Annotated in this window: 10 protein-coding genes; 6 read left to right on the top strand and 4 right to left on the bottom strand. The window is 45.5% G+C overall.

Annotated elements, in window-relative coordinates; translation table 11 throughout:
* Nucleotides 1-63: 63 nt before the first annotated feature.
* The 4 genes from NOS26_RS01035 to NOS26_RS01020 all read right to left on the bottom strand — a co-directional run bounded on the left by NOS26_RS01035 (nucleotide 64) and on the right by NOS26_RS01020 (nucleotide 2,190).
* Nucleotides 64-270: a hypothetical protein gene (locus tag NOS26_RS01035; protein ID WP_255917154.1), complete on the bottom strand. Its 207-nt coding sequence runs from the start codon at nucleotides 268-270 to the stop codon at nucleotides 64-66.
* A 147-nt stretch (nucleotides 271-417) separates the two neighbouring features.
* Nucleotides 418-1,137 (bottom strand): DUF6557 family protein, encoded by a 720-nt coding sequence (locus tag NOS26_RS01030; protein ID WP_255917153.1) that lies wholly within the window; start codon nucleotides 1,135-1,137, stop codon nucleotides 418-420.
* Between the two features lie 20 nt (nucleotides 1,138-1,157).
* Nucleotides 1,158-1,469, bottom strand: coding sequence for a hypothetical protein (locus NOS26_RS01025; protein ID WP_255917152.1), 312 nt, complete (start codon nucleotides 1,467-1,469; stop codon nucleotides 1,158-1,160).
* 22 nt (nucleotides 1,470-1,491) lie between these two features.
* Nucleotides 1,492-2,190, bottom strand: coding sequence for a metallophosphoesterase (locus NOS26_RS01020; protein ID WP_255917151.1), 699 nt, complete (start codon nucleotides 2,188-2,190; stop codon nucleotides 1,492-1,494).
* 412 nt (nucleotides 2,191-2,602) lie between these two features.
* Here NOS26_RS01020 and NOS26_RS01015 point away from each other — a divergent pair, with 412 nt between their 5' ends.
* From NOS26_RS01015 to NOS26_RS00990, 6 genes are all read left to right on the top strand, one after another.
* Entirely contained in the window at nucleotides 2,603-3,622 is a 1,020-nt protein-coding gene (locus NOS26_RS01015) for an AAA family ATPase (RefSeq protein ID WP_255917150.1), read from the top strand.
* A 2-nt stretch (nucleotides 3,623-3,624) separates the two neighbouring features.
* The gene (locus tag NOS26_RS01010) at nucleotides 3,625-4,143 is read left to right on the top strand and encodes a hypothetical protein (RefSeq protein WP_255917149.1); all 519 of its coding nucleotides are present in this window, start codon (nucleotides 3,625-3,627) and stop codon (nucleotides 4,141-4,143) included.
* 1,099 nt (nucleotides 4,144-5,242) lie between these two features.
* Complete coding sequence (locus NOS26_RS01005; protein WP_022498024.1) at nucleotides 5,243-5,614, top strand: hypothetical protein; 372 nt, start codon at nucleotides 5,243-5,245, stop codon at nucleotides 5,612-5,614.
* 100 nt (nucleotides 5,615-5,714) lie between these two features.
* Nucleotides 5,715-6,164, top strand: coding sequence for a PPC domain-containing DNA-binding protein (locus tag NOS26_RS01000; RefSeq protein ID WP_074787514.1), 450 nt, complete (start codon nucleotides 5,715-5,717; stop codon nucleotides 6,162-6,164).
* A 414-nt stretch (nucleotides 6,165-6,578) separates the two neighbouring features.
* Complete coding sequence (locus NOS26_RS00995) at nucleotides 6,579-10,928, top strand: ESPR-type extended signal peptide-containing protein (RefSeq protein WP_255917148.1); 4,350 nt, start codon at nucleotides 6,579-6,581, stop codon at nucleotides 10,926-10,928.
* Between the two features lie 374 nt (nucleotides 10,929-11,302).
* On the top strand, nucleotides 11,303-12,208 hold the full coding sequence (locus NOS26_RS00990) for a YadA C-terminal domain-containing protein (RefSeq protein WP_255917147.1): 906 nt from the start codon (nucleotides 11,303-11,305) through the stop codon (nucleotides 12,206-12,208).
* Nucleotides 12,209-12,249: the final 41 nt, after the last annotated feature.

Genomic DNA, 12,249 nt, shown 5'->3' with positions numbered 1-12,249 from the left:
ATACGATAAGAGTGATTAATCTAGAAGAAAAAAGCCCCGCGCGTTCCGCACGGGGCCTTTAGGTCATTCGATACCGTATTCTTTATATAATTTTTCTCTGACATTCTTATCTTTGAGGGCGTTAGAGAAGTCCTGCAAGCGGCCGTCGGCTTTCATCCGTTTAAATAAGGCCGCCACTCGGTCTTCACCTTCCTTCAACCCTTCCTTGAATCCTTCCTTGAATCCTTCTCTTCGCTCCTCTAGTAGCCATTGTTCCAATTCCCGACTCATGCGAACACCTCCTCGTTGTTCTATTTGAACGATAGCACAATCGCTATGGAAAGACAAGAGCGGAAAGACGGCGTAGACGGGGCTCACAATTACACATACACATGTACACATACACATGTGTATGTGTAGTACTATTAAAATTCGCTCTTACAAAATCGTAAAGACCCGCTGGAACATCTTATACGTCTGCTGAATGGCAAGAATCGAGTTGATGATGTCTTCGCGTTTTTCCGTTATAGCCCGTTTGGGCAGGGCGTCCCAGCCCATTTCACGACGGAATTCGTCGAACGGATAGGTTTGTGCGTCCTTCACGGCTTGCCATTCGTCTTCCATTTCTGCCAGGGCACGGCGATGCTCTTCCAAGGTAACGCCGCAAAAAGATATTTCGTATAACACGGCGGCTAAAAATTGCAACTTTTCGTCCTCTGAAAAATCGCACGGCCAGCAAATATCAACAGCCAGCATCTTTTCCCAAGGTTCAAACGTATAGGCATAACTATCAGGTTGATGCTGTTGCTGCGTTTGATGGATGGCTTTGAGTTCAGCCGTCGAAAAGTGCTGTAATTCCGCTTTCGTGTAGCACTTTTCCAGCTGCCATTGGGCTAGAGCGGCACGCACATCACTATACAAATATAATGCAGCGGTCATGAAAGGCCCATCGTTATCCGGCAGCAAGCATTGCTCGTCTTCCTTTTTTGGGGACAAAGTCAGCAGCCGTTGGATGAAATCGGAATAGGCTTTCGTAACCCCATGACATCGCTTTTCATCATACACGGTTGGACCCGAATCAGCAGCGCGATGATATTCATACGTCGCCGCCGCCAATTTCTGTACATCAGCCTGCCGCAAGGCTTCCTGTAAAATCATAGAATCACCTCCCTCAGTGCTTACTGGATGGTCCAGGGCATTTCGATTTGCTTCATTCTCTTCTTGATTTCGAGTATTTCCGTAACGACATACTGGCTCGACAAGTCATGATTCTTCACGCTTTGCCGGATATAGTAGCGGATACGGAAAATATTTCCGCGGGTAATCTTGAGGTTTTCCCGTTTGAGTCGGTCCAGGACATCCTTTTCGACATAAACTTCAAAGGCATTGCTCCCATCGGTTACCCGCCACTGAGATTCATTTTGCCTTGCAACGATGGCTTTGACCCATATTTCCTGATCCGGAAGTCGTTCATCCATGACGTCATCCATCCTATCACGTCCTTTCGGTGCATCATTTTTTCTCGATCGGTACGACGTCCTGATACATCCAGGCGGCCACGGAGTCGTCCCGAATGTAGTCGACATGGAAATGGCCGAAATACCATTTCTTATAGGTCATCAGCTCTTCCAGACCGCTCAGGAGTTGGGAGGTCTTGCAGCCATCAATCCATTGGCTCATGTCCGCGACTTGGTCGACAAAGCGGGCCGGCGCCGTATGGGTGATGACGTAATCGACAGTGAAGTCGTGGGCTGTCAGGTTTTTGGCGGCATTGTCGAAGTTTTCGGCCGACGCCTCTTCCTGGGGCCACCAGGACACACCAGGCCAGCGCTGTGCCTTGTCCGTCGACTTGGCCCCGCCGAAGGTGAAGAAGGTCCGGCCTTCGAGGGTGAAGACTTCGCCGCGCAGCAGGTGATAGAGATTGGGCCGCAGTTCATGGACCCGGCCGCCGGACCAGCTTTTCACTGGATAGCGGCAGAGCTGGTCGAAGTTCTCATGGTTCCCATCGACGAACAGGACCGTATACGGCAGCTGGGCCAGCCATTCCAGCCACTTGTGATCTGTTTCATTCGATTCCCCGACCCAGGGAATCCCAAAATCGCCGCAAATGATGATATAATCTTCTGGCTTCATATGAATCCCACGCTGGGCCAATGCATCCATACCCAGCCTTGCCGGATTGGCGTGAATATCGCCGGTAACATAAATCATTCAATCACCTCCGTTTGTCTTTATTATACTGGATTGCCTCAAAACAAGAAATAGGCTGGCGTTTTGAAAGAAAAACCTTTTAAAAGGAGATTTTCACTGAATTTTTCTATGGCCGCAGGCAGCTGTTTACAATACACGACCTTTTCCGCCTTGACTCTTTTCTGGTGACGGCTTTACAATGACAGTAGGTTATGATGTTACAGGGAGCATGACATATGGATTATCGTAAATTTGGTGAAACTTATCATGTCTGGATGGACAAGGGGGACGGATTCAGCGGAAATATGATCCAGAAACAGGAACTGCTTTTGAGATTTCGGGTCAGAAACGGATTAAGCTGGAAAGCGGCATTGTATTATTTCTTGGAATTCGGTATGATGGTACTAAAGTTATCAAGAAAGAGGCGAGGCCAGTGCTTCAGAAGATACAGCTGGAAAATTTTTGTCAGCATGAAAATTTGCAATGGACATCATTGCAGAATATAAATTTAATTATTGGTGAAAATAGTAGTGGCAAGACGATTTTATTGAAAGCACTTTACGCTGCTTTACGCACTTTGGAGCAGTATGGTAAAGGGAATGATAAACGTGAATTGGCAGATATTTTAGCCGAAAAATTGTACTGGACTTTTCAAGTGGAAGCTTTGGGAGACTTGGTTAAGAAAGGGAAGAGTGCGTTAAATTTTTCTATGGTTGAGGACTCGGCCGAGTTTTGTTTTACTTTCGGAAAAGATACGAATATGAAAATCGGCAAAATTCAAAATACCTTTGATACACCGCGTCAGAATAAATCTGTTTTTATTCCTGCTAAGGAAGTCTTATCGCTTTTTAACATCATCTTGAAATCGCGAGATCAAGATTCGTTATTTGGATTTGACGATACGTATCTTGATTTGGTTAAGGCACTGCAAATTGCTCCACAGCGGGGGCGGAATTTTGATGCTTTTGCTGATGGACGAAAAAAATTGGAACAGGTCATCAAGGGGAAGATAGAATACGATGATCAAAAGAATGAATGGTACTATAAACGAGGAAATGCGCGCTTTACGATTGGGATGACCTCAGAAGGGGTAAAAAAAATTGCTATTTTCAATCGATTGCTCTCTAATCGTTATTTGGATAACCACGCAGTTATCTTTATTGATGAACTGGAATCGGCGCTTCACCCGAAGGCCATTTCCGATTATTTAGATATGATTTTTGAATTGTCTCAAGCGGGGATTCAGTTCTTTATTGCGACTCATTCATATTTCGTCGTAAAAAAATTGTATCTTTTAGCTAAAATGCATAGCCTGTCCATTCCGGTATTGTCTTTAACAGCCGATGGGAAGCCATCTTATGATGATATGGAAGACGGGATGCCCGATAATTCTATTATTGATGAATCCATCCGATTATACCAGCAAGAAGTGGATTGGTCGTTGGGAGGATAGGTATGCTTACTTTTGAAGAATCTGGCATGAAATTTTCTTTTGAGGAAGACAAATCCTTTTATATAGAGAAAAGTGAGCTGTATGCATCGTTGAGAGGTAAGGGGATTTCTGTCGTAGAATGTCTTACACTCAAAGAACTAAGGCGAGGCGTATATGTTCTGTTTATCGAGGCTAAAACATCTGCACCGAACCCTAACAGTCACGAAGGGATGGCTTTCAACCAGTTCATTGATGAAATTGCTAAAAAATTTCTTGATTCCCTGTTGATTTGTAGTGCCATTCATAGTGAGGTACAAAGTGTGAGTGGCAGTATTGTATTAGGGAAAGAGCTTCAAAGACATTTATATTCTCAACCTAAAATCCAATTCATCTTAATCATCAAAAATCATCAGAAAGAATGGTGCAATTCAGTACAAGAGGCTTTACAGAAACGATTACATGCTCTATTGAAAATATGGAAAGCAGAAGTTTTAGTTTTGAATGAAGCACAGGCAAGGATATTTCACTTATGTCAATCGTAAAGTATTGATGACTAAGGGGCAAGCTGTCTGAATTTTTATGTTGTTTTTGGCTATGTTCTGGTGAGGAGATTTTTCAGAGATGAAGTGTACCAAAATTGTACCAAGATTTAGTATAAAACACGAATATAGGTCTGCTTTTACGAAATGGATGAACCAGAAATGCGATAATTAAGCCATTTTAGTTTGGCGAAATTCAGTAGAGCATAGAATGGGAATAGTTTCAACAAGCCTTACAAATCGCTTAACCAAGCCATTTGTAAGGCTTTTGCTTTTTCAAAAGTTCCCAAAGTGTACCAAAATACAATAGGTTTTACCTCGGACTCAACGCGGCTTTGCCGCAACGAACTCACTATCATATTACAACCATGTACCATTCGTCATAAATTCCGGCTATGCACAGAATTCACGCGGGCTCGCCACGTGCGAGCCCCTACGATGCGGCTCCGCCGCAACGAATTCACTATCATATTACAACCATGTGCCATTCGTCATAAATTCTGGCTGTACACGGGATTCACGCGGCCTTTTTGGCCCGTCAGGTGCCGACCAGAGGAAGGCGCAGGGCGGTTGCCAAAACGGACAGCTGTGGCGGGACGCCCTTTGGGACGTCCCCTACGGAATCGCAGCCAGGCGATAAATGGAAACTCTGTTTACTGGCTACAAAAATACACGGCCAATGGCCTTGTGCGTAGGGGCCGTCCCGGACAGGGCGGCCCGCTGTGAGATGCGGCCACAGCCCATTCTGCTATAATGGCAGGTTTTTACGAGCCACGAATCACCAACCACGAACCACGTCACTTTTTTCGGACTCTATGCGGCTCCGCCGCGACGAACTCACGATTGTATTACGACCATGTGCCATTCGTCATAAATTCCGGCTATGCACAAAATTCAGGCGGTCCGCCTTTATCAGGACGGCCCCTACAGAATCGCAGTCAGGCGATAAATGGAAACAACGTTTACCGGCTAAAAAAATACACGACCAACGGCCTTGTGCGTAGGGGCCGACCCGAACAGGGCGGCCCGTTAGAGAGATTCAATCACAGTTTGTTCTTGTCTATTGGTAAGCTTTTATGAACCACGGAGAGGATATTCCTAATTGTGCAAAAAGTTTAAAATTGATACAATTAGGAAAATGGGGACCTATCATCTATTATCAGGGAACAGCAAAGTCAAAGACCAGCTGATAAATCTGCTTGATTTGATGTTCAAATCGTCAAAGAATGCCAACGAAAAGATTACGGCCCTGCATAATGATTTTGGGATTGATTTGACACAAGAAGGAGAGGGGGATTTGAAGCTCATGTGCAACTTAGGAGAAGGATTGTATGAAGATGGTCTGATGAAGGGAAAATTGGAATCAGCTTTGGAAATGCTCAAGGATGGTGTGGATTTAGACAAAGTCGCAAAGTATACCAAATTATCACTTTCCATCATCAAGGAACTTGCTAAACAAAATAAATTGATTTAGGAGCAATTACCAAAATACCGCCATGGTGCTTGCCTTGACTCTTTTCTGGTGCCGGCTTTACAATGGCAGTAGGTCAGTGTGCTACAAGGAGGCATGACATATGGATTATCGTAAATTTGGTGAAACTTATTATGTTCGGATGGACAAGGGGGATGAAATCATCAGCACGATTTTAGGGATTTGTCAGAATGAACAGATTGAATCGGCTATTTTTTCGGGTATTGGCGGCTGCCGTTCGGCCGAAATCCAGACGTTTATTCCGGAAACGGGGAGTTTTGAGGTCCAAGAGCTGAAAGGGATGCTGGAACTAGTCTCGCTGACTGGGAATGTCGTTACTGATGATGCGGGTGCCTATTTCCATCACACCCACGCGGCTTTTTCTTATAAAAAAGATGGCGAACATCATATTGCGGCAGGGCATATCAAGTCGATTGAAGTTCTGTACACGGCTGAAATCGAACTACGGCCCGTCCTTGGCGGACGAATTCGGCGGAAATATGATCCGGAAACGGGAACCGGATTTTGGGATTTCGGGCCAGAAACAGATTAACGGGATCGTGTATGATGTTTCATCATACACGGTCTTTTTTCTGTGCAGATTCCCTGCAAAATTGTCCCATGTCTATATACAAAAAGAGAGCATTTTATGAACCCCTCAAGCGAGAATTTCCATGAAATGCTCTTTTTTTTGTAAAATTTTTTGTAATATTTTATTAATATATAGTATTAAATAAATATTAATAATTTACAATAAAAAGAATAAAAATGTAATAACAAGTTGATGTCTATACAGCTGCAAAATGGCTTTACTAAGCCTTTTATTAACAAAAATAAGTGCTATAATGATATCACAAAAAGACCATATAAAATACATAAAAATGCAATATAGTGAAAGGCGGTGCATCGGAAAAATCTTACATGGTATATAAGGTGAAGTCATTATAAGTAAAGGATGCGCAAAATTATGAACAAAATATTTAAAGTCATTTACAGCAAAACCAGACATTGCTACGTTGTCGTCTCGGAACTAGCAAAAAGTCATTGCAAAACCACACAAAGTCATACAGTCAGAAGCAAAGCAGCCTTGACGGCAGCTGTGTTGCTGGCCTTGGGAGCTTTCTCGTTTGTAGGGATGCCAGTGGCGCAGGCAGCAGACGGAACTGAAAGTCTGAAAAATAATGACTATGTAGGAGCCAATGGTTACTACTGGTACTTTGATGAAAAAACAAATCAGTGGACGAAGTATCCATATAAATTAAGCAATATCAACAATAACCGCTCTTGGCAAGAATTACCCAACTATAAGGGCGGCGGTGCAAAGGAACCGGGTGCTGTCACTGCGGGCTTGTATGCACAGGCAGGAGAGCAGACGATTACCATTGGGAACCGCAATGCCGGACAGTCAAAAGGCAGTGTGTTTATCGGGGAACTCGACAGATATAATGACGGGGGAAAGAATGATCCTGTCGGAATGAGAAACAATTATGTAACAGCTGTTGGTTTCCAGTCTAATGCCACCGGCTGGGGTTCCATTGCCATCGGTTCCAATGCCGTCGCTGAAAATACCCAAGAAACCAGCCAGGTAGTAGATTACGAAGGAAGTGCAGGAACTTCCGGTACGGTACAAGACGATAATTATGGGATCAAATTAAAACCGTCAATCAAATGGTCTTCCGTTGCTTTAGGCTATAGCGCTCAAGCCAAAGACGGGAACATCGCCATCGGTGCCTATTCAGACGCTACGGATACAAGTTCTGCTACACCTTATGTTTCCGTAGGTAGTTCGACTTTAAAGCGCCGAATTACCAATGTTGCTGACGGTACAGGTGACACTGATGTGGCTACGGTGGGACAGATGAACAAAGCCATTGAGTCCATCGGGACTACGGGCTGGAACCTAAGCACCAACGGTTACAGCTCTTCCACAACTATTACCTCTGGCAAGACTGTCGACTTTTCGCCTGCTGTTGATGGAAAGAACGGGACAACGGATCATAAAAACGTAAAGATTTCTAACGATGGCTCTAACGTCAAAATCGGTCTGAACAAGGATATCGTCCTTGGGGAAGCGACTGAAGGCGAGGGTGGCAGCCTGAATGTGTATTCCGATTCTACTGAAGCCAGTAACTTGGGAAATCGTGTGAGCATTGATGGATCTACGGTTAGTGTCAACTATGGAAAAGAAGACGGTACTTCAGGGACAAAGCGCGGCGTCGTCCTCGGTGTAGGAGAAGACTATAACAATAATGCACAAGGATATATTGCCTTTAACAATATTGATGCTAAGGGGACAATAGGTTCTACCTATCTACATAGTGCTACTGATGCACCGAATGACCTGAAAGGCCGTCTGGTATATTCAAATGCTATAGATGGGACTGAATACATTGCCAATCTGGATGATGGCATTACCTTTACCGGCGATGTGCAAAAAGATGTGCCGAAAGACTACACCCAAACTCCAACAAAACTCAACACGACGCTCAATATCACGGGCGGCGCTGCAACGGAAAAAGATTTGACAGAAGGAAATATCGGTGTCGTTTCAACTCCGGCAGCAGAAAGTGCGGATGGCACGACTCAGGCATCCAAACTGGAAATCAAGCTGAACAAAGATCTGAAGGGCATCACCTCTATCAGCAACCAGACAACAACAGACGGTACAACGACTGGCGCTATAATTACCCTTAGTAAGAAGGGCACGATCATTACCGGTGGTACTGTAGCTGTTGGTGGATCTGGCAATACCGCTTCTGGTGATAATGCAATAGTCAGTGGTGGTACAGGTAATACGGCTGTAGGTGGAGTTTCTGCTGTTTATGGTGGTTGGGTGAATACTGCTTTTGGTACTCGTACAGCTATCATGGGAGGTAGATACAATGATGCGTTTGGCGAGGATTCTGTGGCAAATGGTGGTCAGGCGAATATTGCTTATGGTAACACTAGTACTGTTGTTGGTGGACTTTATAATTTTGTTGGTGGAGATACAGCAACCTCTATTGGTGGATGGTATGGTGTTGTTAATGGTGCTCATTCAGTAGGCATTCTTGGCGGTTCTACATCAATAGATGCTCCTTACACTTTAGCTGCTGGCCATCAGTCTGTTGTTACTGGAACTGGGCTTAGTAGAAGAGATATGACTGACAAAGAGTGTGAAGAATTGGGGCAGGGGAAGCAGCTGGCATCCGGGGTCCAAATGGATGGGCAAGTATTCGATAATTTTGCAACGGCAATCGGAGATAAGGCTACAGCAGACGCTCCCCAAACCATATCTTTCGGCCATGATAAAGGCGACGTATCCGGGTATAAAATAATCTGGAAAGAGCGCGCCGATGGAGAACGTAATCCTGATGGTACTATTATTGATTACAACGATTTTGATATTCAAGAGACATATTATGATTCTGCTTACTACAATCGTCTCGTTAAGGCTGCTGACGGCATCGAAGATCATGATGCTGTTGTTATGGAGCAACTTAAGAATGCTTCTGGTGTAGGTAGTAACGTCAAAGTTTACAAGATAGACGAAAATGGTAATGTTCAGTTTGATGCTGAAAATACCCCGATTGAAGATCCCAGTAAGGAAGCAGCAGCACAGCAGGCCAGCAAAACTGCCTGGGGCCAGGCTCTTGGCGCAGATGCGTTCTCTAAAGGCACGACCACTACTGCTACAAATGCTTCTACTTCCGACCAGCTGGTAACGGGCAAGACGCTGTACAACTACGACGCACCGGTTGCAGAAACTGGCAAGAAATTGAATTATGTGTCGGCAAACAATACGACTGGCCAGAACCTGAGTGCTCTTGATGCACAGGTTGCAGATAATGCATCTAAGCTGAACGATAAGACTCATAACATCAAGTACTATTCTGTTAATGACAAAAAAAGCAGCACGCAAGAAACTTTGCCTACTGTGAAAGATCTTCTTGCCGACAATTCGGATAATAAGGGTGCAAAAGGCATGGGCAGTTTGGCATCCGGCTTCAGCACGGAAGCAGACGGTATTGCTTCGACCGTAGCCGGTTCCTATTCCGGCGTCATCAATACGGGTGATGTGAAACTTATGGGCTATGATTTCCGTGGTGCAACAGCTCTATCTTATGGTACATTTAATATTAACCAGAGTACGGCCCAGTCTGGAGTATTCAGCGGCGTAGCCAACAGCATCGTCGGCCAGGCCAATATGACGACGAACTCTAACGCAGCCATCATCTATGGTGCAGGCAACACCGTTACGAATTCCTACCGCCTCATTGATCCGACGAAAGCTGGGGCCATCTTAGACAATGTATCCGATCCGGCGAAACTCGGTGAGGCTCTGCAGGCTGCTGTCAAGGATAGTGGCGGACAGGTCATGGTTATGGGCGGCGGCAATAACGTCGAAAGTGCCTACATGAGCCAGGTTGTCGGTGTCGGCAATACGGTCAAGGGCAATCAGGTAGAGAAAACTAAAGGCGAATGGGTTACTGACACTTCCGATACAGCTATCAAGGATTATAACTCTGAAAAGTCTTCACAGTATAACTACGTCGACGGCTTCAACAATGAGGTCATTAACGGCAAGCATGATTATGTCATCGGCGCCAACAATAAACTTTCCGGCGACAGCTATGATGATGACAAGGTCCTGCCAATCAAAAGATCCAACAAGTCGAATATTGTCATCGGCGATAATCATACACTGACTAGAGAGAAGAACACGGTAATCATTGGTTCTAGTGATACTGAAAATACTCAAACTGAAAATACTCAAACTAAAGCTAATGACGCGGTCATCATTGGCCACAATGCCAATGCAACCAGCGACACTGGTGCTGACAATGCGGTTGCTATTGGTCGTGCTGCTAAGGCAACTGGCGGCAATGCCGTTACAATTGGTGTGAATACCTCGGCAGGAGATAACAGTATTACCATCGGCTCTGAATCCCATGCAATTTCCGGAAGCAATATTGCCATCGGTAGATATGCTAGGGTTTATGGAGACAAAGTTACTAAGGCCGTTGCCCTTGGACAGAAGGCCGAAGCACATGTTGCTGATGGTGTAGCTATTGGCAGTGGTTCTATTGCAACTGTAGCAGGTAATTCTGTAGAAGGCTATGATCCTACTACCGGTCAGGATTCGACAGATGGTACTGCTACTTGGAAGGCTACCAATGCGGCTGTATCCATCGGTACCGCTGATGGTAAGGTAACCCGCCAGATTAACGGCGTAGCCGCTGGTACAAACGATACCGATGCCGTCAACGTCGCACAGCTGAAGAAACTGGAAGGCATGAAGGCCAATGTCGACCATCCAACATCGGTGAAAATCTGAAAGATGCAGATGGTAGAGCTGCTTCGACTGATGCAGTCAAGACGAATAAAGATGCCTGGGCTTCGGCTATTGGTACCAATGAGGTAAAAGAAGGTAATAAGCAGCTGGTCACCAGTGATGCTGTAGCCAAAGAACTTGCCAACAAAGCGGACAAATCCTACGTTGACCAAGAACTTGGTAAGAAGGCCGATAAGACTTATGTCGATGAAAAATTAAATACGAAGGCCGATAAGTCGGAAGTCTATACGAAGAACGAAACTTACAGTAAGAGTGAAGTTGACAACAAAGTAACTAACATCACGAAAGGTCTTGACGACAAAGCCAATAAAGATCTCGGCAATATCACCGATGCGGGCAAACAGGTCATCAAGGATTTGGCAAAAGGTGCTGTTAAAGTCATCGCTGGTACAAATACAACTGTAGCACCTGGTACTGATAAAGATGGTGCAACGACCTATGCTGTCAATGTCGAAGGTAACGGCAAGGTCGCTTCTGGCAATACGGGCCTGATCTCCGGCGGCACGCTCTACAATGAAGTTCATGTCACGACGGATGGCTCCTATATCAAGAGTAACAATACGGTCGGTCAGAACCTGTCTGCTCTGGATTCGGGACTCAAGACGACGAGTGACCTCATCCACACGAATACTAAAGGTGACACCATCCAGATTGGTGGCAATAGCACGGCTACGAAGATTGATGTCAATGGCAAGGATGGCAAGGGCCGCGTCATTACTGGTGTTGTCAGCGATGCTAACGACCCGAACAGTGCGGCTAACGTCGGCTACGTCAACGGCCTGACTGCCGCCAACACGCAGCAGATTTACCGCGACATGAACAACGCGTACAGCCGTTTGGATACGAACATCAACAGAGCGGCAGCCGGCAGCAATGCTTTGGCAGCGCTCCATCCGCTTGATTTCGACCCGGCTGATAAAGCAAGCTTCGCTGTCGGTTATGGTCATTACCGTAACGCCAATGCGGCGGCTGTCGGCGCCTTCTACCAGCCGAATGCCAATACCATGGTCAACATGGGTGTTTCTCTTGGCAATGGCGACCCGGGGTTCAATGCCGGTGTCTCCTTCAAGATTGGCAAAGGCTCCGCATACAACGGCGTCAGCAAGGCTGAAATGGCACAGACCATCCACGACCAGGCTACGGAAATCTCGGCTATCAAAGCCGACGATGCTGCTAAGGATAAACGAATCGATGCCTTGGAAAAAGAAAACCAGGAAATGAAGAAACAGATTCAGGAAATCCTGGCTCGCCTGAATGGATAAAAGGGGGAATCATGGCACAGACAACGATTTGCATACGCATC

The organism is Megasphaera sp. SC8-1 (assembly GCF_024436295.1).
In the GTDB taxonomy this organism is placed as follows: domain Bacteria; phylum Bacillota; class Negativicutes; order Veillonellales; family Megasphaeraceae; genus Megasphaera; species Megasphaera elsdenii.
This window is presented reverse-complemented; position numbering and strand designations above follow the sequence as displayed.